The following is a 25,428-nucleotide window of genomic DNA, read 5'->3' as shown; positions in this document are numbered from 1 at the left end:
ATCATTCGGGAGGACTTCGCCATGGACTACCAGACCCTTCGCACCGAAACGCGCGGGCGCGTCGCCCTCGTCACGCTGCATCGCCCCGACGCACTGAACGCGCTCAACACCGCGCTTCTCGGCGAACTCCTCCAGGCCGTCGAGGGCTTCAACGCCGATCCCGCGATCGGCGCCCTCGTCCTCACCGGCTCGGCCAAGGCCTTCGCCGCCGGCGCCGACATCAAGGAGATGCAGGCGATGGGCTTCGCCGAAATCTACCTCTCGGATTTCGCCGCCGGCTGGGATCGCTTCGCCGCCTCGCGCAAGCCCATCGTCGCGGCCGTCTCGGGCTACGCGCTCGGCGGCGGCTGCGAGCTCGCCATGATGTGCGACTTCGTGATCGCCGCGCAGTCCGCCAAGTTCGGCCAGCCCGAGATCACCCTTGGCGTGCCCCCCGGCATGGGCGGCACCCAGCGCATGGCCCGCGCCATCGGCAAGGCCAAGACCATGGACCTCTGCCTCACCGGCCGTATGATGGACGCCGACGAGGCCGAGCGCTCCGGCCTCGTCGCCCGCGTCGTGCCCGATGCCGAGCTCCTCGACGAGGCGATGAAGGCCGCCGAAAAGATCGCCTCCTTCTCGCTGCCCGCCACGATGATGGTGAAGGAACTCGTCGCCCGCGCCTTCGACACCACCCTCACAGAGGGCCTTCGCGCCGAACGCCGCCTCTTCGCCGCCGCCTTCGCTCTCGACGACCAGAGCGAAGGCATGGCCGCCTTCGCCGAAAAGCGCAAACCGACCTTCCGTCACCGCTGACGGGGGCGCCCGTTGCCCAGACGGGGCTCTGCCCCGACCCGCCAAGGGCCTGAGGCCCTTGGAACCCCTCCCTTCCTTCCCTCATCGGGGCGGGCCGGCGGCCCGCCCCGATGAGGGATCGAAAAGAAGCGGGGGTCCGGGGGCGTCGGCCCCAGGGCGGGGCTCGGGGCGGCAGCCCCGCCTTGCGCGCCACGGCACACCGTCCGCGGTTGACGGCGAGGCGGGCTGGTCCTATAAGGCGCGCAGATTTCCGGCGGCATCTTCGGGTGCGGCCGCTCGTGCCGTGTCCGTTCCAGGTTGGAATTCCGGATCGGCCGGACGACACGAACCCTTTTCGCCCGAGGATCGGCGCGGCCTTTGGGCCGAGTGGATCCGACGACCCAACCAGAGAGCAGACCATGGCCAATACGCCGTCGGCCAAGAAGGCCGCCCGCAAGATCGAACGCCGCACCGCTGTCAACAAGGACCGCCGGTCGCGCGTGCGCACCTTCCTCCGCAAGGTCGAGGAAGCCATCCTCACCGGCGACAAGGAAGCCGCGCAGCAGGCGTTCAAGGCGGCCGAGCCCGAACTGATGCGTGCGGCCTCGAAGGGCGTCTACCACAAGAACACGGCGTCGCGGAAAATCTCGCGCCTGTCGAATCGCGTGAAGGCCGTCGGCACCGCTGCCTGATTCCTGCGGATCGGCGCGAGCCGGTCACCTGTCGAAATGACGAGAAGGCCTGGCGGCGCGCCGGGCCTTTTTGCTGTGCCGCGACCGGTGACGAGGCCGGAATGGGGCCGAAAGCGGCGAGTCATGCTTACGTGTCGCGGTCTGCGATTTTTTTGATTCAGGACCGTCACCCCCTTGTCATCGGGGAAGGCCTACGCCGCAGGGCTTCGCGCCGATGATCAGTTTTTCCTTTTGAAAATCATTGTCTTGGCATAGGCCACCGGACTCGCTCCGAGACTCGGGCAGACGGTTTCCGCGAGTCGCCGAGTCAAGCCACGACCGCCAAAATATTCCCGCATTTACCCTGTGCGTCGCGTGATGACGGGATGGCTCGCCGAAACCTCGTTTGAATCAGGCGATTACGATACCGGCTTCGTCAGGCAGGCTGACTTTGGCGTCACAGTTACGCCACGCTCGGGTGTCGCGACCCGATTCAAAGCTTGCTCCAGCCTGTGCGCTTTCGTAGCTTTTGCGGGAGGACAAGAGGCCGGGACGGCAAAGGATGGGGACAAGACGTGTTTTCCAACGCTAATCGGAAGATGCGTCGCGAAACCGACGCCGCCCTCTCGGACTGACCCTTCATTTTTGCTATCCGGCCTCCGGCCCCGCGCGACGCTGTCGCGAGGGATCGGAGCCTTTGTCGCCGCGTTTCGATCGGCTCCCGCGTCACGGGACCGATGTGTCTGGAGTACCCGATGAGCCGTTCCTACAAGGGTGATGTTTCCGCCGCGGACTGCTGGTCCTCGCTGGCCGAGCAGGGGGATGGATTCCTCGTCGATGTGCGCACCCATGCCGAATGGAATTTCGTCGGCTTCCCCGCGATGCCCCCCGCGATGCCCATGGGGCGCGCCGATCCGATCTTCGCGGAATGGCAGCGCTATCCGACCATGGCGGTGGACCCGGACTTCGGCCCCCGCGTCGCCGCGGCGATCGAGGCAGCCGGTGGCACCAAGGCCTCGCCCGTCTACTTCCTCTGCCGCTCGGGCGCGCGTTCCATGGCGAGCGCCGCCGCCCTGACGGCGCTCGGCTTCGAGAATTGCTTCAACGTCGCCGACGGCTTCGAGGGACCGCCGGACGAGGAGGGCCATCGCGGCCGGGTTGCCGGCTGGAAGGCGGCCGGGCTGCCCTGGAGCCAGAAATGATCCCGATGCACCAGGCCTCCGCCAATCCGATGCCCGGCGCCCCTCTCGGCCGCCTGCGGGCCGGGTCCCCGTCCACGGCGCATGCCGCGCCCCAACCGAACGAGCAGCCCATGGGCCCGACCCGCGCCGAGCCCGACATGATCGAGCGGGTGAACGCGCGTCTCAAGGCCCAGCTCGGTGCCGACGTCTTCGCCTCCTGGTTCACCCGCATGAAGGTGGAGCAGGTCTCGAAGGGGCTGGTGCAGCTCTCCGTGCCGACCGCCTTCCTCAAGACCTGGATCAACGGCCACTACGCCGACCTCCTGCTGCAGATCTTCGCCGAGGAAGTGCCGGGCACGCTAAAGGTGGACGTCGCCGTGCGCTCGGCGGTGCGTGGCTCCGGCGCCGTGGCGCCGCTGCCCGCCACCGCGTCCGAAGATGTGGCGCCCGCCGGCCCGCGGGTCGTGGCCGCCGCCAATGCCGGGCGCCCGGCGGTGGAACGGGCGGGATCGCCGGAGGCCGGCGGACGCTCGGCCGCGCCGGAGTTCGGCTCGCCGCTCGACCCGCGCTACGTCTTCTCGACCTTCGTCGAGGGCGCGTCCAACCGGGTGGCGCTCGCCGCCGCCCGCTCGATCGCCGAGAACGGGCCGCAGTCGGTGCGCTTCAACCCGCTCTTCGTCCATGCTTCGGTGGGCCTCGGCAAGACGCATCTCCTCCAGGCCATCGCCAACGCCGCGACGGCGCGCGAGGACCGGCCGCGCGTCGTCTATCTCACGGCGGAATATTTCATGTGGCGCTTCGCCACCGCGATCCGCGACAACCAGGCGCTCGACTTCAAGGAGAACCTGCGCGGCATCGACATCCTCATCATCGACGACATGCAGTTCCTGCAGGGCAAGTCGATCCAGCAGGAGTTCTGCCATCTCCTCAACGCGCTGATCGATTCGGCGCGCCAGGTGATCGTCGCCGCCGACCGTCCGGCCTTCGAGCTGGAGTCGCTCGACAGCCGCGTGCGCTCGCGTCTCTCGGGCGGCGTCGCCATCGAGATGGCCGTGCCCGACTACGACATGCGTCGCGGCATCCTGGAAACGCGGATCACCGCAATGAAGGTGGAGGATCCCTCCTTCGCGCTCGCCGAGACGGTGGTGGACACGATCGCGCGGCGTGTGGCCGGCTCGGGCCGCGATCTCGAGGGCGCCTTCAACCAGATCGCCTTCCGCCACTCGGTCGGCCAGCCGCTCTCGCCCGAGCATCTCGACGACCTTCTCAACCAGCTGACGCGCGCCGGCGGCGAGAAGCGGGTGCGGGTCGAGGACATCCTGAAGTTCGTGTCGCGGCACTACAACGTTTCGCGCACCGACATCCTCTCGGCCCGGCGCACCCGCACGATCGTGCGTCCGCGCCAGATCGCGATGTATCTCGCCAAGACGATGACGCCGCGCTCGCTCCCCGAGATCGGCCGGCGCTTCGGCGGGCGCGACCACACCACGGTGCTGCATGCCGTGCGCAAGATCGAGGCCGAGCGGGCCAACGACGAGAAGCTCTCGGAGGAGCTCGACGTGATCCGCCGCATGATCGAGGAGTGAGATCGACCGGCCGTCCCGCGCCAAGCGGGACGGCCGGTTCGCTCAAAGGAAGTCTCAGGGCGCGGGATTGCCGCGGCGCTGGTGCACCTCGTCCACCGCCGCCTGCATCTCGTCGGTCCAGATCACGTCCTCGGCCGCAAGGCACGCGTCGAGCTGCGCCAGCGTCGTCGCGCCGATGATCGTGGCGGTGACGAAGGGCTGGGCGAGCACGAAGGCATTGGCGAAGGTCGCGGGCGCCAGATCGAAGCGCCGCGCCAGCGCCACGTATTCGTCCACCGCCTCCGCCGTGCCGCGCTTCTCGTAGCGCTGCAGCCGGTCGAACAGCGCCTTGCGCGAGCCCTCGGGCCGGGCCCCGCCGGCATATTTTCCGGTGAGATACCCTTGCGCCAGCGGCGAATAGGCGAGGAGCCCCACGTCCTCGCGCAGCGCCACCTCGGCGAGCGCCGGCTCGAAGGTCCGGTTCAGGAGATTGTAGGCGTTCTGAATGGACTGGACGCGCGGCCCGGTGCCGCGATCGCTCTCGGCCAGGAAGCGCATCGTGCCCCAGGCGCTCTCGTTCGAGAGCCCGATCGCCCGCACCTTGCCGCTGTCGACGAGCGTCGCCAACGCCGCCAGCGTCTCGGCGATCGGAACCTCGTCCGGGTCGGCCTGCGGGGTCTTCCAGCGCGTCGGCACCGAGCCGAAGCCGGCGGTCGGCCGGTCCGGCCAGTGGATCTGGTAGAGATCGATCCGGTCGGTGCCGAGCCGGCGCAACGACTTCTCCACCGCCTCGGTGATGTTGGGCAAGTCGAGGCGCGGCGTCCCGCCGTCGTCGCGGAACCAGCGCGAATCCGAGCGCCCGATCACCTTCGTGGCGATCGTCACGCGATTACGGTGTCCGCTCGCCTTCAGCCAGGAGCCGATGAAGCGTTCGGTGCCCCCTTGCGTCTCCGCCTTCGGCGGGATCGGGTAGAGCTCCGCCGTGTCGAGGAAGTCGACGCCGCGCTCGATGGCATGGTCGAGCTGCGCATGGGCCTCCGTCTCGCTGTTCTGTTCGCCGAAGGTCATCGTGCCCAGGCAGATGCGGCTGACATGGAGGCCGGTCCGGCCGAGGGGTCGCTTGCGCATGAGGCGTCATCCGTTGGAAGAGATGGCCGTCGCATACGCCCGATGCCGCAATGCGGCAAACGCTTGCGCCCGCAAAGATGGGGACGGCGAAAAGCAGCGCGGCGCCAAGTCCTCGTGAGGCATCTTGCGAGGGCCGATCCGGCGAGCATGGGATCGCGGGATCGGTTCCGGCTTTCCCTCGGACGCATCCTGCGGACGGGAAGGCCGGCTCGGCTTCCGCTCGAATTGCGCTAGATGCGAACGCTATGAAACCGACTGCGAGCGTTCCGATGCTGCTTCTTCTCGTTCCCGCCTTCGCCTGCGACGGCGATCTCTACGAGCCGCTGATCCCGCTGCTGCGGCCGGACTTCGACTGTGAGGTGGTGATCGCCGACGCGCCGGACCTGCGCGCTTGCGCCGCCGCGGTGGTGGAGGCCGCGAAGGGCCGGCCCTTCGTAGTGCTCGGCACCTCGTTCGGCGGCCATGTCTCACGTGAAACCGCGATCCTCGCGCCCGATCTCGTGCGCGGGCTCGTGGTGATGGGTGCCGGGCCCGGCGGACCGGGCGAACGCGGACCCTACGACGACCGGCGCGCGGCGATCGAGAGCGGCGACGGGGCGCTGGTGGAGGCGATGGCGCGGGCCATCGTGTTCGAGCCGGAAGGACGCGGCCAGGCGGCGGCCGATATTTTCCGCGCGATGGCGGCACGCGCGCCCGTCGATCGCACGCTGGCGCAGAACGAGGCGCTGATGACGCGGCCCGACCGCAGCAGTGATCTCGGCGGCATCGCGTGTCCCGCGCTGCTCGTCTGGGGGCACGAGGACCAGTTCTCGCAGCCGGCCGACGGCCGGGCGATGGCGGCGGCGATGCCGGACGCCCGTTTCGTGGAGTTGGAGGAGTGCGGCCACCTGCCGAGCCTGGAGGCGCCGACGCGCGTCGCCGCGGCGATCCGCGCGCGTTTCGTGGAGCCGCCGGTGACGGGCTGAGACGCGCGCCCCGACGACGGGCGCCGCGCTACTTTGCGGGCTCGGCGACCGCTACGGCGTCGCCGGCGATCTCGGCCCGAAGCTCCTGCGCCTTCAGCTCGTCGAGCGCCGGCATCGACATGATGTTGTAGCCGGCATCGACGTAGTGGATCTCGCCGGTGACGCCCTTGGACAGATCCGACAGGAGGTAGAGCGTCGAGCCGCCGACCTCCTCGTGCGTGACGTTGCGGCGCATCGGCGCGTTGCGGCGCTGGTAGTTCAGCATCAGTCGCGCGTCGGAGACGCCAGCCCCGGCGAGCGTGCGCAACGGCCCGGCCGAGACGGCGTTGACGCGGATGTCGCGTGGCCCGAAATCGGCCGCGAGATAGCGCACGGAGGCCTCGAGCGCGGCCTTGGCGACGCCCATCACGTTGTAGTTGGGCATGACGCGGGTGGCGCCGCCATAGGTCAGCGTCACCAGCGAGCCGCCATTGTTCATGATCGCCGCCGCGCGCTTGGCGATCTCTGTGAACGAGAAGCAGGAGATCAGCATGGTGCGCGTAAAATTCTCGCGCGTCGTGTCGGCGTAGAGGCCCTTCAGCTCGTTCTTGTCGGAGAAGGCGATGGCGTGGATCACGAAGTCGATCTTGCCCCACTCGGCCGCCAGCGTCTCGAACACCCGGTCCACCGAGGCGATGTCCTCGACGTCGCAGTCCACCAGCAGCGTCGAGCCGATCTCGGCGGCGAGCGGCTTCACGCGCTTGCCGAAGGCCTCGCCCTGGTAGGTCAGCGCGATCTCGGCGCCCTGCCCCGCCAGCGCCTTGGCAGCGCCCCAGGCGATGGAATTGTGGTTGGCGACGCCCATCACGAGGCCGCGCTTGCCCTTCATCAGGTCGCCCATGGCGCCCTCCCCCGCAATGGTCAATCTCGCACGCGCTGGAACACCAGCGTGGCGTTGGTGCCGCCGAACCCGAAGGAGTTCGAGAGCACGGTGTCGAGGCGCACGTCGTCGCGGCGCTCGCGCACGATGGGCATGTCGGCGAACTCGGGATCGAGCTCCTCGATATGGGCGCTCGCGGCGATGAAGTCGTCCCGCAGCATGAGGAGCGAGTAGATCGCCTCCTGCACGCCCGTCGCGCCCTGGCTGTGGCCGGTCAGCGCCTTGGTGCCGGAGATCGGCGGGATGGCGTCGCCGAACACCTCGCGGATCGCCTGCACCTCCATCCGGTCGCCGACTGGCGTCGAGGTCGCGTGCGGATTGATGTAGTCGATCGGCCCGCGCACGTTGGCGATGGCCTGGCGCATGCAGCGCACCGCGCCCTCGCCCGAGGGCGCCACCATGTCGGCGCCGTCCGAGGTCAGGCCGTAGCCGACGATCTCGCCGTAGATCTTGGCGCCGCGCGCCTTGGCGTGCTCGTATTCCTCGAGCACGAGGACGCCCGCCCCGCCCGCGATCACGAAACCGTCGCGCGCCTTATCGTAGGGTCGGGACGCCACGGCGGGCGTGTCGTTGAAGTTCGACGACATGGCGCCCATCGCGTCGAAGAGCACCGAGAGCGTCCAGTCGAGATCCTCGCAGCCGCCGGCGAACATCATGTCCTGCAGGCCGAGCTGGATCAGCTGCGCGGCGTTGCCGACGCAATGCGTAGAGGTCGCGCAGGCCGAGGAGATCGAGTAGCTCGGCCCCTTGATCTTGAACCAGGTGGAGAGCGTGGCGGACGCCGTCGAGCTCATGGCTTTCGGCACCGCGAGCGGGCCGACCTTGCGCGGCCCCTTTGTGCGCGCGATGTCGGCGGCCTCGATGATGGTTCGGGTGGACGAGCCGCCCGATCCCATCACCAGCCCCGTGCGCTCGTTCGAGACGTCGGAGGGCTCGAGGCCCGCGTCCGCGATCGCCTCGTCCATCGCCACGTGGTTCCAAGCGGTGCCGCCACCGTGAAAGCGCAGCGCCCGGCGGTCGAGGATCGTTGTGGGATCCAACGTCGGCTTACCGTGGACGCGCGAGCGAAAACCCAGCTCCGCATAGTCGGGCGCGAAGCTGATGCCGGAGCGCGAGGCTTTCAGCGAGGCGGCGACCTCGGCGGCATTGTTGCCGATCGAGGACACGATGCCCATTCCGGTCACGACGACCCGTCTCATGGCGAACTCCGTCTGGGGCCGGCCCTCGGCCGCTCCGTCTTTTTTCGATTGCGCGTCCGGCGGTCAGCCGCCGGCGGCCTCGTTCGCATCCTCGTCCTTGAACAGGCCGACGCGCAGGTTGCTCGCCCGATAGATGACCTCTCCATCGGCCTTCATCCAGCCCTCGGCGATGCCGAGCTTCAGCCGCGAGCGCATGACGCGGCGAAACTCGACGCCGTATTCCACGAGCTTGACCTTCGGCGTCACCTGCCCGGTGAACTTGACCTCGCCGACGCCGAGCGCACGGCCGCGGCCTTCTTCGCCGAGCCAGCCGAGATAGAAGCCGGTGAGCTGCCAGAGCGCGTCGAGCCCCAGGCATCCCGGCATCACCGGATCGCCCTGGAAGTGGCAGCCGAAGAACCAGAGATCGGGTGAGACGTCGAACTCGGCGGTGATCGAACCCTTGCCGAACTCGCCGCCGTCCGTCGTCACGTTCGTGATCCGGTCGAACATCAGCATCGGCGGCAGCGGAAGCTGTGCATTGCCCGCGCCGAACAATTCGCCCCGGCCGCAGGCCAGAAGGTCGTCCTTGCCGAATTGGGTCTTGGTGCTGTCCATCGATCCGCCCATGTCGTTCGGCCCTCAACGCCGCCGAATTTCGTGGAGTGAGCCCTTAGCACGGGCGCGGGCAAGGGCAAATGCGTTAACTGTCCGCGCGCGTTTCCACCCGCACCCGCCCGCCGGCCCCGTCTCCACGCTTCCAAGGATCGCTCATGCGCATGCCTCCCCTCCCCTCGGTCCGGCCCGCCACGTTCGGCTTCTTCGTGCTGGCGCTCGGCGCGGCGTCGCTCACTGGCGCGGGCGCGGCGGCGGCGCAGGAGTGGCGATCGGCCGGCACGGGCGCGGCGGTGCGGGCCTTCTACACGCAGGGCGGCCGCCCGGCGGGCATCGAGTTCGCCTGCGAGCCCGGCGGGTCGATCCGCACCCTGGTGGCGGGAAACGGCGCCCGCTTCGGCGGCGACCGCGACCGGACGCTCGTGCTCTCGGTGGACGGCGTCGCCCGCGTCGCGCCGGTGCGCGCCGAGCCCGAGCCGAACGGCGGGGGATCGCGCTTCGTGCGCCGCGACCCCGCCGCGGCGCTGGGCGCCTTCTTCGATCAGCTCGCCAAGGGCCGCGAGCTCGAAGTTGCCGCGCCCGCCGGTGCGCTCCGCCTGCCGCTGCGCGGATCGGGCAAGGCGATCGCGGCGCTGCGAAAGAGCTGCGCGCCGTGATGCGGCACCGTCTGAATTGTTCTTCAACCGGTTCGTCGCTATAGTAGCAGTGCGGGAAGAGCTTGCGGCGATGCGAGATCCTCCGCTAAAGTGGATTTACCAACTCAAGTTTGAACGGCTCTGAACCGATGGACCATCGCGGCGAAACCCAGTCGACGGCAACGCGAGGCGGATCTCGGCATCCGAGCTTTTGCGTGTTCGAGCGTCTTCGCGCCGCGGGCCTTCGCCCCACCCGCCAGCGCGTGGCGCTCTGCAGCCTGATCTTCGGTGCCGGCGACCGGCATCTCTCGGCCGAAGACCTGCACGAGGAAGCCCACAAGGCCGGCGAGCCGGTCTCGCTCGCCACCGTCTACAACACGCTGCACCAGTTCACCGACGCCGGCCTCGTGCGCCCGCTCTCGGCCGAGGGCCAGCGCACCTATTTCGACACGAACACGTCAGACCATTTCCACTTCTTCGTCGAGAACGACAACACGATGATCGACATCCCCGACGGGACGATCTCGGTGAGCGACCTGCCGGAGCCCCCCGAAGGTATGGAGATCGTCAATGTCGACGTGGTGGTGCGCCTACGCCGCAAGGCCGCGCCGGTGGCGTGAGGCGGGTTTGCCGGGCGGTCATGCTCGGCATCTGAACGCGAAAAGGTCGGGATCCCGCGAGGGCCTGGCCTTTTTCGTTTTACGGGAGTCGAGCAGATGGCGCGACGACGATCGCCGTTGGCCGGGTCGCGAATGGTCCGCGCCGGCCGCGATGGGCAGAGCAGGACGGCTTTTGTCGCCGAACCCTCGGCAACGTCCGATGAAACGAGCGCTCGGTTCGCCAAATGCCCGGGAGGCATTGGGCGAGGGACGCTGGATTCGCCGAATGCCACGGCATTCGTCGGGGGTTTGTGCTCGACGAACGCTTCTTGGTTCGCTGCGCGAACCTAGAAGCGTTCGTCGGGGTAAACCCCCCACATCTCGTTCTGCGAGACGAAGCCCTTGCGCCCGCCCGCCTCCACCTGGCACCAGCCGAAGGAGCACTCGCGCACCTTCGTCACGACGCCCGGCTCCATCTCGGCCACCACGGCGCCGTCCTGGGCGGCAGCGCGGTGCATCATGATGGTCGCGTCCTTCTTGCCCTTCAGCCACGGGGCGGCCAGCGCGGTGCGCTCGCCCGACAGGAGCGAATGGTAGACCCAGCCCTCGGTGCCCTCGGCGTCGCGGATGCGGCGCCAGAGGTCGTATTCCTGGATGATCTCGACCGGCAGACCCGGCTTGGTGAAGAGCCAGGACACCGCGTAGTCCTTACCCGGACCGACGCGCAGGTTCACCCGTGCCGACTTCAGCGACACGAAGCGCGGCAGCGGCAGCTTGCGGCTCATCTCGGCGTCCTCGCCGGTCTCCTCGGCGGCCGCCGTCGAGGAGACCGCCTCCGGCAGCGTCGCGGCGGCGGCGGGCGACTGCGCATGGGCCGGAAGGGCGCCGGCGAGCAGGGCGACGGCGAGAGCCGGGAGGACGGAACGGCGAAGGGCGGCGGCGGGGGAGAACAAGAGCTTGGAACTCCAGACAGGAACCGGCCGCGCGACGCGGCCATGGGATGATCGACGCCGGCCGGTGCCCCGAACGCCTCGCCGGGCCGCTGGTGCGGCCGGACGGGACGACGGGAACGGCGTCGGCGGGATCCTGCGTCCACTATCGGCGATCGCGGTTAACAGAGCCTTCCCGAACCTGTCCTGCCGGCCGCATCGCAGAGCACCGGCGCGGCGGCGGCACGTCCTTCAGATGCCGCCACTCGTGTCCTCGCGCGACGACGAGGGCGGCTTGCGACCGTTCGATCGCTCGGGTGCGGTCCCGCGCGAGCACGCGTCGCAGCGAAGGCCCGGCCCGATCGAAGCGTTGGCCGCGAGGACCGTGCGGCCTGAAGCGAGTCGCCAGCAAGCGGCACCCCATCGCCTGGATGGAACGGCGTGCGGGCGCACGCAACGCTTCGCACGCGACGCCGGCCGAGATGCAGCACCCACGGCCGTCGCCGCACCTGTGGAGGATGTTCTGCAAAAGCCGTCGCCCGGCGCTCGCCCCCTTGCACTCTACGCCTTTCGGTTGTGTGATCGCTGCGGGATGCGCTCGTCGGCCGCGAAGGCCCGGAAAACTCGATCACGAGGCGCCGAGGGGAGACGAGCGTGCGGCACGGGTTGCGAATGAGCATGATCGCGGTGCTCGTGGTGGCGGCTTCGCCCGCCGCGCCGCAGAGCTTCGGCGATTTCGCCGCCGGCGTGCTCGGCGAGATGACCCGGAGCCGGCCGGCCGCGCGCCGCGCGCCCGCGGTCGTGCGATCCGACACGATGTGGCTGGTGATCGCCAGCCGCGAGAACGCGCAGGAGGCGGTGGCGCTCGGCGAATCCTACGCCGCGACGCTCGGGCCGACGCTGGTGATCCAGAGCCGCAACGGCCGCTACGCGGTGGCGGCGGGAACGCTCGGCCGCGAAAAGGCCAAGGCCAACATCGAGGCGCTGAAGGCGCTCCATCTCGTGCCGCAGGACTCGTTCCTCTCGGAGGGGCGCAATCTCGACCGTGTCGTCTGGCACTCGCTCGACGACCCCTCCGCGCTCGATCTCATGGGCCGATCCGCCTACCGCCAGTCCGTGCGCCGGCTGCAGGCGTCCTTCTCGCGGCTCGGCTTCTACGACGGCCCGGTGGACGGGCTGATCGGCCCGACCACGAGCGAGGCCTTCGATCGCTTCGCCCGGCGCTTCGGCCCGCCCGCGGGCGAGGCGATCGACGGCGCCGCGCTCGCCGCGATCGAGGGAACCGCCGCCGACGGGTTCCGCGACGACGCGGAGCGCAGCCTCGCCCGCGCCCGCGGATTTCAGGACGCGGCCTCGTTCGCCGAGGCCGAGAGCGGCGGCTTCCCTTCGGCACTGGCCTTCAGCGAGGCGCGCTCGCGCGGCTTCCGCACGATGGGCGATTTCGACGAGGCGCGGGCCGGCGGCTTTCGCGACGGCGACGAATACGTGCGCGCCCGCGCCGGCGGCTTTGCCTCGGCCGCCGCGCTGGAGGCTGCAACCCGTATCGGCGTCGACACCGCTAGCGACTACCGCGCCTTCCAGGCCTCGGGCTTCACCGAGGCGGACGACTGGAAGGCCGCCCGACGCAAGGGCTTCACCGACCGCGCCGCCTTCGAGACGGCCGAGGCCGAGCGCCTGAAGGCGGCGCAGCGCGAGGCGCGCACGCTGATCGGGGATGCCGACGCCTTCCTGCGGCTCAACCCGCGCACGCCCGGCCTCCTGGCGGTGGCCGCCGAGGTCGCCACCGTCACCGGGGCGATGAACGCGGGCTCGGCCGACACGCTGAGCGCCGCGACGCTGCGGCTTCGCGCGGCGCTGGCACCCTCCGGCGGCTTCGCGGCCTTCGAGGAGGCGCGCCGCACCGAGCGCGTGGCCGAAGAGGTGCGGCGCGTGGCGGCGCTGCGGGCCGAGCTCGAAGCGCGGCAGGCGGCGCTGTCGGGCTGGATCGCGGCGAACCTCACCTCGCCGAAGCTCCCCGACCTCGTGGCCGAGCTGACGCTGCTCGAAGGCGACCTCAAGGGCGGCGACGGCGACGTGCTGGCCGCGGCGCGCGAGCGGATCGCCTCGCTGGTCGCGCGCCTCGGCCTCGATGCCGAGCTGGCGCTGCTGGCGGCCAAGGACGCGCCCGTGCCGGCCGCCCCGAGCGCCGGCGGCGGGCTCGGCGCCGCGGTCGCGGTGACGCCCGCCAACGCAGGTCTGCTCCAGGGGCCGGGCGAGGACGTCGTGGTGCTCGCCAACGGGGGCCCGCACGCGCCCTCGCTGACGCGCAACCTTCTCGGCGCCTTCGTCTTCGCCACGGGCAAGGCCTCGATCTGCACGCTCGGCGTTCCCCGGGAGCCGGCACTGCGCCGGGCGCTTTCGGAAGAACTCGCTGGCTTCGGCGCGCGGCAGGTCGATCTCGGCGACTGCACCGCCGCCGAAGCGGCATCCCGCGATCTTCTGCTCCTGCGGCGCAGCGCCTTCCTCGTCTCGCCCCCGACGCTCGCCGCACCCGTGCTCGAAGCGATGGAAGCCGGCACGCTGCAGGTGTTCGAGCCGATGGCCTATGCCGCGCTCGCCAGCCGAGAGGCGGCCGAGACCGCGCTCGTGGCGGCGATCACGGCGGATCTCGCGACCGGCTCGCGCGAGGGCTACGGCGCGCTCATACCGGAAGAGGGCGGCGGCGCGGTCTGCGCCGCGGTGGCGAGCGAGCGCGAGGCGCATCGCGAGGTGCTGGACCGGCTCGCCCGCTTCGTCGCCGGCGAGACCGGCGCCCTGCCCCCGGTCCGCTTCCTCGACGCCGACGCGGCCTTCCAGGCGGCGCGCCAGCACGACTGCCGGGCGCTCTACGCTTCGGCCGAAGACCTCAAGTCGCTGACCGCGGCGATGGGGCGCGACGGTCTGCCGGCCTCGATCGCGCCGCTCTGGCTCGATCGCGCGGCACTGGACGGCGCGGTGGCCGCCCTCGCTGCCGAGCGGCAGGCGACGACGAAGGCCGCCGAGTCGCGGCGACTCCAGGCCGAAAGCGAGCGCGCCGAGGCCGAGCGCACGGCGCGCAACGCCGCCGGCAGCCGCGAGGCGCAGGAGACCGCGCTGCGCAAGCGCTACGGCACGGAAGCCGCCGCCCTTCTCAACACCTATTCGGAGGCGTTGAAGGCGCTCGTGCTTGGGCATCCCCCGGTGATTCTCGCGGGCCGCGACGGCGCCGGGCCGGCGATGGGCGAGCTCTTCCCCGAGTTCGCTCGCTGGCAGGGCACGCTGGCGCCGGACGACTGGAAGCCGATCGCGGTCGATGTCGCGATCGCCGACTACGGCGTGGCGCGCTGGCACGATCGCACGATGGAGGCGATCGCGTTGGAGACGCGAGTGCAGATCGTCAGCCGCGAGCGCGGCGAGTATCGCGAGGCCTGCTTCCTCCAGGCGATGATCGTCGACGGCGAGTTCCAGATGCACCGCGACCCCGTCGAGGCGCCCTGCGGGCCGGAGGGCGCAAAGCGCATTGCCGACTGGTCGCTCGGCCACGAACTCGAAAGCCGCTGGGTGGCGGCGCGCTAGGAGACGGTTCGGGATCTCGCCAACGGAAGGACCAGCGCGTTCGTTCACCAGCTTGTTGGGCGGCGGACAGACCGGCGGGCCGATCCGAGCCGTCTGTCGGATCGGGCTCCGAGTCCGCCGGCCCCCGTCAGCCCTTCGGCCGGCGATAGCGGATCGTCTCGAAGCGCATGGACAAGACGTCGACGAGGAGGAGCCGGCCGAGAAGCGGCTCGCCGGCGCCGGCGGCGAGCTTCACGGCTTCGGCCGCCGCGAGCGTGCCGAGAATGCCGGTGACGACGCCGAGGATGCCGGCCTCGGCGCAGGAGGGCACCAGCCCTTCGGGCGGCGGCTCGGGAAAGAGGTCGCGGTAGCCGGGATGGCGGACGCCGTCCGCTCCGGCCGCGAAGGGCATGAGGGTGGTGAGCGAGCCCGAGAAGCGCTGCACGGCCGCGGTGACGAGCGGCTTTTCCAGCCGCTCGCAGAGATCGGCCATCGCGTAGCGCGTGGCGAAATTGTCGGAGCCGTCCACCACGATGTCGTAGAGCCCGACCACCGCCTCGGCATTGCCGGGGTCGAGGCGCAGCGGATGGGCCTCCACCGCCACGTGCGGGTTCAGCCGCGCGATCGCTTCGCGCGCGCTGTCGAGCTTGGGCCGGCCGAGATCGGCGGTGCCGTGGAGGATCTGGCGCTGCAGGTTGGAGCGCGACACGATGTCGTCGTCGGCGATGCCCAACGTGCCGACGCCGGCGGCCGCCAGATAGAGCGCCGCGGGCGAGCCGATGCCGCCGGCCCCCACCAGCAGGATGCGGGCGCGCTTCAAGCGCTGCTGCCCGGCGCCGCCGATCTCGGGCAGCATCAGGTGCCGGGCGTAGCGCTCGATCTCCTCGCTCGAGAAGGCGGGGGCGTCGGTCATGCGATGGTTCCGTCGTGAACGGTGAACATCTCGGCCCGCCCCTCCAGCGCCTCGAACAGCGCGGCGTCGGTGCCGGTGAGGAAGGACTGGACGCCGAGCCGGTCGAGAATGTCGAACAGGGCGGCGCGGCGGCCTGGGTCGAGATGGGCGGCGATCTCGTCGAGGAGGAGCACGGGTGCCATGCCGGACGCCGCCTCCACCAGCCGCGCATGCGCCACCACGAGGCCGATCAGCAGCGCCTTCTGCTCGCCGGTGGAGGCGAGCGCCGCGGGCATCGCCTTCTCGCGGTGGCGCACGTCGAGATCGCAGCGATGCGGCCCCTCGGTGGTGCGCCCGGCCGCGCGGTCGAGAAAGCGCCGGGCCCGCAGGCGCGCGGCGACGGCATCTTCGAGATCCACCGCCGCGCCGCCAAGTTCCAGCGCCTCGTAGCCCGAATGCAGCGTCAGGTCGGCGGTGGGAAAGGGCGAGGCGTCGTCGCCCGCCATCGAGCCCTTGAGCCGCGCCACGAGATCGGCGCGCGCCAGCGCCAGCGCGAGCCCGAGTTCGGCCATCTGCGCCTCGATGGCGGCGAGCCAGCCGTCGTCGGTGCGGTCGTCCGCCAGAAGCCGGTTGCGCCCCTTCATCGCCTTCTCGTAGTCGAGCGCGCGCCGGCCATGGCCGGGATCGACGGTCAGGACCATGCGGTCGAGGAAGCGGCGGCGGTCTCCGGCCGGGCCGGTGAAGAGCCCGTCCATCGCGGGCGTCAGCCAGACCACGCGCAGATGGTCGAGGAGTTCGTCGACGGTTCGCGCCTGCGTGCCGTCGAGGCGCACGAGCCGCGCCGAGCCGGCGCCCTCGTCCGGGCGCACCAGCGTCAGCACCTCCTCGACGCCAGCCTCGCCTTGCCCCAGGCGCGCGCGCACCGAGAAGCCGCCGCTGCCGCCGCCCCGCGCGATCTCGCCATAGGCGGCGCGGCGCAGGCCCCGGCCGGGCGAAAGCAGCGACACGGCCTCGAGGAGATTGGTCTTGCCCGAGCCGTTGTCGCCGTGCAGCACCACGAAGCGCGAGGAGACGGGCAGCGACAGCGCGCCGTAGTTGCGAAAATCCACGAGGCCGAGCCCGCGGATGCGGATCCGCGGGTCGTCGGCGGGCTCGAACATCGTGCGGGCGGGTGCGCTCGTCAGACGCGCATCGGCATGAGGACGTAGAGCGTGCCCTCGTCGCCGCCGTCCTTGATCAGCGTCGGCGAGCCGGGATCGGCCAGCATGAACACGGCGCTGTCGCCCGAGAGCTGGCCGGTGATGTCGAGGAGATACTTGGCGTTGAAGCCGATCTCGATCGCCTCCGATTCGTAGCCGACGGCGAGCTCCTCGGTGGCGGTGCCGGAATCGGGCGAATTGACGGTGAGCGTCAGCTGGCTGTCGGCCACCGCCAGCTTCACCGCGCGCCCGCGCTCCGACGAAATGGTGGAGACGCGGTCGACGGCCGAGGAGAAGGTCTGCCGGTCGAGCGTCAGCGCCTTGTCGTTGCCGGTGGGGATGACGCGCTGATAGTCGGGGAAGGTGCCGTCGATGAGCTTCGAGGTCATCACCACGGCGCCCACCGTGAAGCGGATCTTGGCGTCGGAAAGCTCGATCTCCACGGTCTCGGCACCCTCGCCGAGCAGCTTCTGGATCTCGGCCACGGTCTTGCGGGGCACGATGATGCCGGGCATGCCCTCCGAGCCAGCGGGGGCCTCCATCTCGGCCCGCGCCAGGCGGTGCCCGTCGGTCGCCACCGCCCGCAGCTTCAGCGAGCCGCCGGAATCGATCGTGTGGAGGAAGATGCCGTTGAGGTAGTAGCGCGTCTCCTCGGTGGAGATGGCGAACTGCGTGCGCTCGACGAGGCGGGCGAGATCGGCCGACTTCATCTGGAACGTGTGGCTGAACGTGCCGGCGGTGATGTCGGGAAAGTCGGACTCCGGCAGGCACTGCAGGCGGAAGTGGGAGCGACCGGACGTCACCGTCATCTGCGCGCCGTCGGGGTTCGTCTCGAGCTTCACCTCCGAGCCGTCGGAGAGCTTCCTCACGATGTCGTAGAGGAGGTGGGCCGGCACGGTGGTGGCGCCGTCCTGCTCGCCGCTCGCCGGCACCGCCTCGGTGATCTCGATGTCGAGGTCGGTCGCCTTCAGGCGCAGCGCGCCGCCCTCGGACTTCAGAAGCACGTTGGACAGGATCGGGATCGTGTTGCGCCGCTCCACCACGCGATGCACGTGGCTCAGCGACTTCAGGAGGTTCGATCGCTCGATGATGATGCGCATGGCGAAATGACCGCTCGGGAACTCGGGACGCGCCGGACGGGAATGCCGCGGGCAAGGGTCCGCTTCTTTTAGAGCAAGGCGGGAGCCTCCGCAAAGCCAAACCATCGCCCTCGCGGCCCCGTCGCCTCGCATGGTTTCTTTGCCGGAAGCGGGGGCGGACATCAGCGTCAGCCGGCGGCGCGAAGCGCCGCGGCGATGACGTCGCGAAGCCGGGTGACCTCGCCGTTCAGCGCCTGCAGCGCGGCGCGGTCGCCGCCCGAGACGGCCACCAGCCGCTCGCCGAGGCAGGCGCTGCGCGCGTGGAGATCGCGCCCCGTCGGCGTGAGCGACACCCGAACCTGCCGCTCGTCGGCGGTGTCGCGGCGGCGCTCCACGAAGCCGGCGCTTTCCAGCCGCTTCACCAGCGGCGTGACCGTGCTGGATTCCAGCGCCAGGCGTCCGGCGAGCGCGCCGATCGTCGGCCCGTCCTCCTCCCAGAGCGCGGCGAGCACGAGATATTGCGGATAGGTCAGCCCCATCTCGTCGAGCATCGGCTTGTAGAGACGGCCCACCGCCATCGACGCGCCATAGAGCGCGAAACAGAGATGCGCGTCGAGAAGCGGAGCGTCGGCCATGCGGGTCTCCTATCACGAGAGCGATGCGGACTTATTCTTATCGCGATATGTTTCTGCTGGACAGGGGCAAGGCGATCCCGCTATCGACGTTTATCGCGATATCTTTCACCGCGATACCGATTGACCCCGCGCCCGCGTCGCAACTCCCGGAGACCGTCCATGCCCGTGACCGTGATCTACAAGACCTCCGCCACCGCCACCGGCGGGCGCGACGGCACTGCGCGCTCCGACGACGGCTCGGTGGACGTGAAGCTGGTGGTGCCGAAGGAGATGGGCGGCCCCGGCGGCGAGGGCGCCAACCCAGAGAAGCTCTTTGCGGCCGGCTATTCCGCCTGCTTCCTCGGCGCGATGAAGGCGATCTCGGCGAAGGCCGGCGTCAAGGTGCCCGCAGACGCGACCGTGAAGGCCGAGGTCGGCTTCGGACCCCGCTCGGAGGGCGGCTACGGCATCACCGCCAATCTCGTGGTGACGCTGCCCGGCGTCGAGCGGGCCGATGGTGAGCGCCTGATGGCGGCGGCCCACGAGGTCTGCCCCTATTCCAACGCCACGCGCGGCAATGTCGAGGTCGGCCTGACGCTCGCCTGAGACCGTCGCCCTTCCCCGAACCTCTGTCGCCAGCGGGCCCTCTCGCCGGCGACACAAGGCTCGGGGACTGGCGGCGCTGGAAAAGCCGGTCGCCGCGCAAGCGGCGGGATCGACAGGGCGCGCAGTGGATGCTTTCAAGGCGCGTCACCCGCGCCAGGGATCGCCCGCCCATGCCCGACACGCTCTCCCCCACTGAAGCACGGCGCATGGCGCTCGCCGCGCAGGGCTTCGGTGCGGCACGGCCCCTCGGTGGCGTCGGCATCCGGCAATTCGGGCGCAATGCCGACCGGCTTGGGCTCCACCAGATCGACAGCGTCAACGTGCTGGCCCGCGCGCACTACCTGCCGGCCTTCTCGCGCCTCGGCGCCTACGACGCCGCGCTGCTCGACCGCGCCGCCTGGGGGCCGCGCCGCGAACGCCGGCTCTTCGAATATTGGGCGCACGAGGCCTCGCTGCTGCCGCTCGATCTCCATCCGCTGCTGCGCTGGCGCATGGCGCGGGCCGACCGCGGCGAGGCCGGCTACGCAGGCCTTCGCCGCTTCGCTCTTGAGCGGCGCGCCGAGGCGATGGCGCTGCTCGGCCGCATCCGCGAGGAAGGGCCGCTCGCGGCCTCCGACTTCGACCGCGGCCGGCCGGGCTGGTGGGAATGGAGCGAGGCCAAGCGCGGGCTGGAATGGCTGTTCTATGCCGGCCACCTGACCACCGCCACGCGTCGGCGCTCGTTCGAGCGGGTCTACGACCTGCCCGAGCGCGTGCTGCCCGCCGCCCTCCTCGCCCGGCCCACCCCCAGCGAGCCCGAGGCGCACCGGGCGCTGGTGGAGCGCGCCGCCCGGGCGCTGGGCGTCGCGACGCTGAACGAGCTCGCCGACTATTTTCGCCTCGCGCCCGCCGACGCCCGGCCCGCGGTGGCCGCGCTCACCGAAGAGGGCGTGCTCCTGCCCGTCACCGTGCCGGGCTGGCCTGCCGCGTGGCGCCACCGCGACGCGCGCGCCCCGCGCCGCCTCCACGCCCGCGCGCTCCTCGCCCCGTTCGACCCGCTCGTCTGGGAGCGCGCCCGCACCGAACGCCTCTTCGGCTTCCGCTACCGGATCGAGATCTACGTGCCCGCCGACCGCCGCCTCCACGGCTACTACGTCCTCCCCTTCCTCCTCGGCGACCGGCTGGTGGCGCGCGTCGACCTCAAGGCCGACCGAGCCGCCCGCCGCCTCCTCGTGCCCGCCGTGCACGAGGAACCCGGCGCACCGCCCGAGACGCGCGAGGAACTGGCCGCGGAACTCTACCTCCTCGCGGCGTGGCTCGGCCTCGACGAGGTCGTGATGCCGCCGGGCATGCCGGGCTGACGGGCGGGGCGGCGGGCTCCCCTGCGGCGACCGGGTGCGGCGGGGTTGCGGACTCCTCATGAAAGACGCGACGGGCGTCGATGGCTGCGCGGGCGGCCCCGCGCCCGGTGGGACGTGAGGCGGTGGGCGCGTTCGGCGGCGGGCCGTGCCCCCCGCTTGTGCCCGCGAAAGCTGTCGCTATCGCTGGGCGAATGGAGCACCGGAGGCTCGCCTCCGATGTTTATTTTTGTATGGCTCGCCTCCGGCGCTCCACATGGTGTTCTCGACCCCGCGGAAAGGGTGCCAACCTCCCGCTTGCGTCCCGGTTCGCACGAGCAGGCCTCTCGGCCCGCGACCGCCTTCGGGGTTCTCCCCTTCAGCGAACGCCGGCTATCACCAAGGCCCGGTGCCCTCGGGCTCAGGACCCCCTTCCTAGTGAGGGAGCGCCCGGCTTGCCAGGGATCGTCCGAGCTGCCCCGCCTCCAGAAGACGACGCACCGCGGACACCACCCGCCAGCCCTCGAACGATCCCGGTGATCATTCGCGCCCATCCGTGGGCCAGCGGTGACGGGAGTATGGGGGGTGAGCCGGTGGAGGGGGATAGATGGGAGGAGACTATTCAAGTCGCCGGAATTATGAGCCGATTGGGGTCATGCGGGCCAGGAACATGTCCGGCAGGCACTACAGCAGAGGCTCCTAAAATATGCTTTTCTTGATCGTCAAAGAAGATATGGGCGCCAAAGGCTTCTAAAATTGGGGCTTTTTCGTTAGAACCCACAAAATGCGTCTCGTCGGCCGGGGTATTCCAAGCGCGAAGCGTATGAATCACTCTCTCATGTGCAGGTGCATTTCGAGCAGTCACAATTGCAATTCGGACGCGGCTAACACCTGATACCTCGTTCAAATAAGCTTCACGTAGGACAGATAATTTGCGCAGAAATTTGCCGAATGGCCCATCAGCCATAGGATTTTTCGCGTTTTTTGATTCATGCTCAAGAAACGAATTTAATCCTAAATTTTTGTAAATATTGTCCGACTCTGCAGAAAACACAACGGCGTCTCCATCGAATGCAATTCGAACCTCTTCCTTGTGAATTTCAGTTCTTCCCTTTGGTGGAGTTCCAAGGCGTGCTGCTGCCGTTCCTGCGCTGGCAACTGTTTGCACATCGCTCGCATCATTCGACAGAAACAGGTCTATATTCCAAGCCTTCACATACGCTCCAAGCGACCTGCCACTTGTGAAGCTCCCAAGCTTTACGTCTATATTGTATGATTTAATTGAATTGAAGGCGCGGAGAGAAAGGTCGGGGGAATTCTTGGATAGTAGGATAACTTCTGCAATTGGATTTTGATCAGGTTTATTTAACGATAAGATTCTCTCTACAACATCGAAAGCTGCCCCCCTTACCAAGGGCTACATTCTCTCGTTCCACCTGAATTTTTGCGTACGCTTTCACTCCTTCATTTTTAAATACTAGATGCTCTTCTTCGAGATTGAATAGTGCGCGCGTAGATACGCCAATTCTGAGTGGTGTTGCGGTCATCCTATACCTTAGGTTTCGAGATTTAAGATGGCCAGCTCTTGAGTCGCTCGCAATCCATTTTTGCTACCAAGGTGGCCTGCCATAACGTAGGGATTGACGCCCACAATCGCGGGGTATCCTATAGCTTTATATTGCGCGTTTAAGATGTGATTCGGAAGTGTGAGGATAGCAAATGCCTACATTTGGCTTCTCAGCTTTTTTAAAGCTAATTTCGTTAAGCCCAAGGCGCCAGAAGAGCGAAATTCAGAAACGACTGCAGCCAAGCAAGAATGGATATGATTTTCATCGCAATTTGAAGCTGCATGCCCATCGTTATCTTTACGAAGGTACTGCATTAGAGGACGTGCTGGCGTCGGTATCTCGCATCGTTAAAGATGCTGAGAAGAGATCGACGGCGCAAGGGCTAGCTAGACTCCATACATGGCGATCGGAGAATTTAGGTGATCTTATCGAATTTCCGCCTGCAATCTATGAAAGCCCAAGAGGGAGATTCAAGGTAAAATTCACATCAGATATTGGTATTGCTGACCGCGGCGGAATGGCTATTCATATTTGGAATACCGCCAGCCCTGGATTAAACGCTCGCGAGATATTTGCCGCTCTAGCTTTGATGAATACCGCATACCGCAACATAGTCCCGTCTCCAGCGTCTATGGCGGTTCTCTCGCTAAGAAACTCTCAGCTCTATCGATTAACTGATGCCGAAGATTTCTCTCTTATTGGAAGGCGCGTAGTCGAATCATTAGAGGGCATTTTCGAAGATGTTGAGCATGGAGTCCAGTTGCCCCGAGATGATCGACCAATTGCCCCGTCGCAATTCTAATAAAAATAATTACTGACAAGTTAAGATATAATAACCCCGCTCTTATAAAATATCGAACGCTTCGTTTGTTGCCCCCACCCTAAAGTTGCTTAAGGGTGGGGGCGACGTTACGTTAATAGTGGTTTAACTTTTTGCCAAATATTGAAGCGAATAGGAAGAATTAATCTATTTCTTTTTGTCTGGGCGTTGAGAAAGGGCAGAACCTGCAGCGGACTTGGAGTCCTTGCCGGTCCGGCCATCTTTCAAGACGTTCGATGCTGCCTTACCTGCCTTCTCGCTGGTATGCTCGTTCTTTGCCATTGGTCTGTCTCCAATGAAGGCCAAATACCGACCGGACAAAGCAGAAACGTCGGCGTTATTGATCAGTTCCGCATTAGTTTGGAGCGTGCCACCTTCAGTTTGATGCTTTGCAGCATTCCGCCGATGTCACTCCACCGCATCGGCTTACGACGGACTGGAAGGCCGGCATTTTGTAAGGGCTGGGGGCGAGAATGCGGCCTTGGCCGATGCGGAAGTAAACGGCGTCCGCGTCTGGGTCATATGTGACGTCGATCATGACGGGCGCCTCGCGTTTCGGTTGAAGGTGGCGGTGACGATGCGGATCGTCATATTCGTCTCGCAGCATAGCATGCGCAGGATGTGCCCATCAGACTCGGGGATCTCACGGAATCGCCGCTCCGAGGCCGGGTCGTTCGGCTCGGCCTCACTCCAAAGGGGCTGGCGCGCTGTGATCTTACCCAAGCGGGATCGATCCGCCGCTCGCCTATCTTCTCCGCCGCGTGTCTCGTTCGGACGAGGGTCTTCCCCCGTCAGCTATCCATCTTCAGCGCCGCGATGAACGCTTCCTGCGGGATGTCCACCTTGCCGAACTGGCGCATGCGCTTCTTGCCCTCCTTCTGCTTGTCGAGGAGCTTGCGCTTGCGCGAGGCGTCGCCGCCGTAGCACTTGGCGGTCACGTCCTTGCGCAGGGCCGAGATCGTCTCGCGGGCGATCACCTTGCCGCCGATCGCCGCCTGGATCGGGATCTTGAAGAGGTGGTTGGGGATCAGCTCCTTGAGCTTCTCGCACATGGCGCGCCCGCGCCGCTCCGCCTGGTTGCGGTGGACGAGCATCGAGAGCGCGTCCACCGGCTCGGCATTGACGAGCACGGAGAGCTTCACGAGGTCGCCCTCGCGATAGTCCGACAGCGAATAGTCGAAGGAGGCGTAGCCCTTCGAGATCGACTTCAGCCGGTCGTAGAAGTCGAACACCACCTCGTTCAGCGGCAGCTCGTAGGTCACCATCGCGCGCTTGCCGACATAGGAGAGGTCGAGCTGCACGCCGCGCCGCTCCTGGCAGAGCGTCAGGATGTTGCCGAGATAGTCGTCGGGGGTGAGGATCGTCGCCTTGATCCAGGGCTCCCAGATCGCCTCGATCTTCATGACGTCGGGCATGTCGGCGGGGTTGTGGAGGGGGATCGTGGTGCCGTCGGTGAGCTTGATGTCGTAGACGACGGAGGGCGCGGTGGCGATGAGGTCGAGGTCGAACTCTCGGCTGAGGCGCTCCTGGATGATTTCCAGATGCAGCAGGCCGAGGAAGCCGCAGCGGAAGCCGAAGCCGAGCGCGGCCGAGGATTCCATCTCGAACGAGAAGGACGCGTCGTTGAGGCGCAGCTTGCCCATCGCGGCGCGCAGATCGTCGAAGCTCGCGGCGTCCACCGGGAAGAGGCCGCAGAAGACCACGGGCTGCGCCGGCTGGAAGCCCGGCAGCATCTGCGCGGTCTGGCGCTTGTCCTCGGTGATGGTGTCGCCGACGCGGGTGTCCGCCACCTCCTTGATCGAGGCGGTGATGAAGCCGAGCTCGCCAGGGCCGAGCTCGTCCATCGTTACCATCTTCGGCGTGAAGACGCCGACGCGATCCACCGGATACTTGGCGTCGGTGCCCATCATGCGGATGACCTGGCCGCGCTTCAATTCGCCGTCGATGACGCGCACGAGCACGACGACGCCGAGATAGGCGTCGTACCACGAATCCACCAGCATCGCCTTGAGGGGGGCCGAGCGGTCGCCGGACTTGGGCGGCGGCAGTCGGGTGACGATGGCCTCCAGCACCTCCTCGATGCCGATGCCGGCCTTCGCCGAGATCATCACGGCGTCGGAGGCGTCGATGCCGATCACCTCCTCGATCTGCTCCTTCACCTTGTCGGGCTCGGCGGCGGGCAGGTCGATCTTGTTGAGGACGGGCACGATCTCGAGATTGTTGTCGAGCGCCAGATAGACGTTGGCAAGCGTCTGCGCCTCCACGCCCTGCGCGGCGTCCACCACGAGGAGCGCGCCCTCGCAGGCCGACAGCGAGCGCGACACCTCGTAGGCGAAGTCGACATGGCCGGGCGTGTCGATGAGGTTGAGGACGTAGGTCTCGCCGTCCTTGGCCACGTAGTGCAGGCGCACGGTCTGCGCCTTGATGGTGATGCCGCGCTCGCGCTCGATATCCATGGAATCGAGCACCTGCTCCTTCATCTCGCGCACCTCCAGCCCGCCTGTGGTCTGGATCAGGCGGTCGGCGAGGGTGGACTTCCCGTGGTCGATATGGGCGACGATGGAGAAGTTGCGGATGTGGTCGAGGGGCGTCTGGCTCATGGCCTCCGCTATATTCGTTTCCC

Annotated in this window: 23 protein-coding genes; 11 read left to right on the top strand and 12 right to left on the bottom strand. The window is 68.0% G+C overall.

Annotated features, from left to right (window positions below; genetic code table 11):
- Nucleotides 1-21 precede the first annotated feature (21 nt).
- The 4 genes from GGR04_RS08275 to dnaA all read left to right on the top strand — a co-directional run bounded on the left by GGR04_RS08275 (nucleotide 22) and on the right by dnaA (nucleotide 4,212).
- Nucleotides 22-795, top strand: a complete 774-nt coding sequence (locus GGR04_RS08275; protein ID WP_183199361.1) for an enoyl-CoA hydratase — start codon at nucleotides 22-24, stop codon at nucleotides 793-795.
- Nucleotides 796-1,193: 398 nt separating this feature from the next.
- Entirely contained in the window at nucleotides 1,194-1,466 is a 273-nt protein-coding gene (gene rpsT / locus GGR04_RS08270) for a 30S ribosomal protein S20 (RefSeq protein WP_183199413.1), read from the top strand.
- Between the two features lie 734 nt (nucleotides 1,467-2,200).
- Entirely contained in the window at nucleotides 2,201-2,647 is a 447-nt protein-coding gene (locus GGR04_RS08265; RefSeq protein ID WP_183199360.1) for a rhodanese-like domain-containing protein, read from the top strand.
- Between the two features lie 29 nt (nucleotides 2,648-2,676).
- The gene (gene dnaA, locus GGR04_RS08260) at nucleotides 2,677-4,212 is read left to right on the top strand and encodes a chromosomal replication initiator protein DnaA (protein WP_183199412.1); all 1,536 of its coding nucleotides are present in this window, start codon (nucleotides 2,677-2,679) and stop codon (nucleotides 4,210-4,212) included.
- 54 nt (nucleotides 4,213-4,266) lie between these two features.
- Here dnaA and GGR04_RS08255 read toward each other — a convergent pair whose 3' ends face one another.
- Nucleotides 4,267-5,319: an aldo/keto reductase gene (locus GGR04_RS08255; RefSeq protein ID WP_183199359.1), complete on the bottom strand. Its 1,053-nt coding sequence runs from the start codon at nucleotides 5,317-5,319 to the stop codon at nucleotides 4,267-4,269.
- 269 nt (nucleotides 5,320-5,588) lie between these two features.
- On the opposite strand from GGR04_RS08255, the gene GGR04_RS08250 reads away from it, so the two are divergent.
- On the top strand, nucleotides 5,589-6,284 hold the full coding sequence (locus tag GGR04_RS08250) for an alpha/beta fold hydrolase (RefSeq protein ID WP_183199358.1): 696 nt from the start codon (nucleotides 5,589-5,591) through the stop codon (nucleotides 6,282-6,284).
- Between the two features lie 28 nt (nucleotides 6,285-6,312).
- Here GGR04_RS08250 and fabI read toward each other — a convergent pair whose 3' ends face one another.
- From fabI to fabA, 3 genes are all read right to left on the bottom strand, one after another.
- Nucleotides 6,313-7,164, bottom strand: coding sequence for an enoyl-ACP reductase FabI (fabI, locus tag GGR04_RS08245; protein WP_183199357.1), 852 nt, complete (start codon nucleotides 7,162-7,164; stop codon nucleotides 6,313-6,315).
- Nucleotides 7,165-7,184: 20 nt separating this feature from the next.
- Nucleotides 7,185-8,402, bottom strand: coding sequence for a beta-ketoacyl-ACP synthase I (fabB, locus tag GGR04_RS08240; protein ID WP_183199356.1), 1,218 nt, complete (start codon nucleotides 8,400-8,402; stop codon nucleotides 7,185-7,187).
- A 63-nt stretch (nucleotides 8,403-8,465) separates the two neighbouring features.
- The gene (fabA, locus tag GGR04_RS08235) at nucleotides 8,466-8,999 is read right to left on the bottom strand and encodes a 3-hydroxyacyl-[acyl-carrier-protein] dehydratase FabA (protein WP_183199355.1); all 534 of its coding nucleotides are present in this window, start codon (nucleotides 8,997-8,999) and stop codon (nucleotides 8,466-8,468) included.
- Nucleotides 9,000-9,154: 155 nt separating this feature from the next.
- Here fabA and GGR04_RS08230 point away from each other — a divergent pair, with 155 nt between their 5' ends.
- Nucleotides 9,155-9,652, top strand: coding sequence for a hypothetical protein (locus tag GGR04_RS08230; protein ID WP_183199354.1), 498 nt, complete (start codon nucleotides 9,155-9,157; stop codon nucleotides 9,650-9,652).
- 128 nt (nucleotides 9,653-9,780) lie between these two features.
- Nucleotides 9,781-10,251, top strand: coding sequence for an iron response transcriptional regulator IrrA (gene irrA, locus GGR04_RS08225; protein WP_210291695.1), 471 nt, complete (start codon nucleotides 9,781-9,783; stop codon nucleotides 10,249-10,251).
- A gap of 326 nt (nucleotides 10,252-10,577) precedes the next feature.
- Here irrA and GGR04_RS08220 read toward each other — a convergent pair whose 3' ends face one another.
- Nucleotides 10,578-11,072, bottom strand: a complete 495-nt coding sequence (locus tag GGR04_RS08220; protein WP_376769842.1) for an SH3 domain-containing protein — start codon at nucleotides 11,070-11,072, stop codon at nucleotides 10,578-10,580.
- Nucleotides 11,073-11,831: 759 nt separating this feature from the next.
- Here GGR04_RS08220 and GGR04_RS08215 point away from each other — a divergent pair.
- Entirely contained in the window at nucleotides 11,832-14,732 is a 2,901-nt protein-coding gene (locus tag GGR04_RS08215) for a peptidoglycan-binding domain-containing protein (protein ID WP_183199352.1), read from the top strand.
- Between the two features lie 127 nt (nucleotides 14,733-14,859).
- Here the strand turns inward: GGR04_RS08215 and GGR04_RS08210 are convergent, their stop codons facing one another.
- From GGR04_RS08210 to GGR04_RS08195, 4 genes are all read right to left on the bottom strand, one after another.
- Nucleotides 14,860-15,624 carry a HesA/MoeB/ThiF family protein gene (locus GGR04_RS08210; protein WP_183199351.1) on the bottom strand — a complete coding sequence of 255 codons (765 nt, stop codon included), beginning with the start codon at nucleotides 15,622-15,624 and terminating at the stop codon, nucleotides 14,860-14,862.
- Nucleotides 15,621-16,763 carry a DNA replication/repair protein RecF gene (gene recF / locus GGR04_RS08205; protein ID WP_183199350.1) on the bottom strand — a complete coding sequence of 381 codons (1,143 nt, stop codon included), beginning with the start codon at nucleotides 16,761-16,763 and terminating at the stop codon, nucleotides 15,621-15,623. Before recF ends, GGR04_RS08210 begins: the two co-directional genes overlap by 4 nt.
- 20 nt (nucleotides 16,764-16,783) lie before the next feature.
- A complete protein-coding gene (gene dnaN / locus GGR04_RS08200; protein ID WP_183199349.1) occupies nucleotides 16,784-17,902 on the bottom strand; it encodes a DNA polymerase III subunit beta in 1,119 nt (372 codons plus the stop codon).
- A gap of 167 nt (nucleotides 17,903-18,069) precedes the next feature.
- Entirely contained in the window at nucleotides 18,070-18,516 is a 447-nt protein-coding gene (locus GGR04_RS08195) for a MarR family winged helix-turn-helix transcriptional regulator (RefSeq protein ID WP_183199348.1), read from the bottom strand.
- 159 nt (nucleotides 18,517-18,675) lie between these two features.
- Between GGR04_RS08195 and GGR04_RS08190 the strand changes: the two genes are divergently transcribed.
- Both GGR04_RS08190 and GGR04_RS08185 read left to right on the top strand, forming a co-directional pair.
- Nucleotides 18,676-19,101, top strand: coding sequence for an organic hydroperoxide resistance protein (locus tag GGR04_RS08190; protein WP_183199347.1), 426 nt, complete (start codon nucleotides 18,676-18,678; stop codon nucleotides 19,099-19,101).
- 170 nt (nucleotides 19,102-19,271) lie between these two features.
- Entirely contained in the window at nucleotides 19,272-20,441 is a 1,170-nt protein-coding gene (locus tag GGR04_RS08185) for a winged helix-turn-helix domain-containing protein (RefSeq protein ID WP_183199346.1), read from the top strand.
- 598 nt (nucleotides 20,442-21,039) lie between these two features.
- Here the strand turns inward: GGR04_RS08185 and GGR04_RS08180 are convergent.
- Both GGR04_RS08180 and GGR04_RS24545 read right to left on the bottom strand, forming a co-directional pair.
- Nucleotides 21,040-21,831, bottom strand: a complete 792-nt coding sequence (locus tag GGR04_RS08180; RefSeq protein ID WP_210291694.1) for a 5'-nucleotidase — start codon at nucleotides 21,829-21,831, stop codon at nucleotides 21,040-21,042.
- Nucleotides 21,779-21,964 (bottom strand): 5'-nucleotidase, encoded by a 186-nt coding sequence (locus GGR04_RS24545; RefSeq protein ID WP_376769834.1) that lies wholly within the window; start codon nucleotides 21,962-21,964, stop codon nucleotides 21,779-21,781. The genes GGR04_RS08180 and GGR04_RS24545 overlap by 53 nt, the downstream gene beginning before the upstream one ends.
- A 172-nt stretch (nucleotides 21,965-22,136) precedes the next feature.
- On the opposite strand from GGR04_RS24545, the gene GGR04_RS08175 reads away from it, so the two are divergent.
- Nucleotides 22,137-22,787 carry a hypothetical protein gene (locus GGR04_RS08175; protein WP_183199345.1) on the top strand — a complete coding sequence of 217 codons (651 nt, stop codon included), beginning with the start codon at nucleotides 22,137-22,139 and terminating at the stop codon, nucleotides 22,785-22,787.
- 809 nt (nucleotides 22,788-23,596) lie between these two features.
- On the opposite strand, the gene lepA is transcribed toward GGR04_RS08175, so the two are convergent.
- The gene (gene lepA, locus GGR04_RS08170; RefSeq protein WP_183199344.1) at nucleotides 23,597-25,405 is read right to left on the bottom strand and encodes a translation elongation factor 4; all 1,809 of its coding nucleotides are present in this window, start codon (nucleotides 25,403-25,405) and stop codon (nucleotides 23,597-23,599) included.
- Nucleotides 25,406-25,428 lie beyond the last annotated feature (23 nt).

This window comes from Aureimonas pseudogalii (assembly GCF_014196835.1).
Taxonomy (GTDB): Bacteria; Pseudomonadota; Alphaproteobacteria; order Rhizobiales; family Rhizobiaceae; genus Aureimonas; species Aureimonas pseudogalii.
The sequence above is the reverse complement of the archived record's forward strand: the minus strand, read 5'-3'. Positions and strand labels throughout refer to the sequence as shown.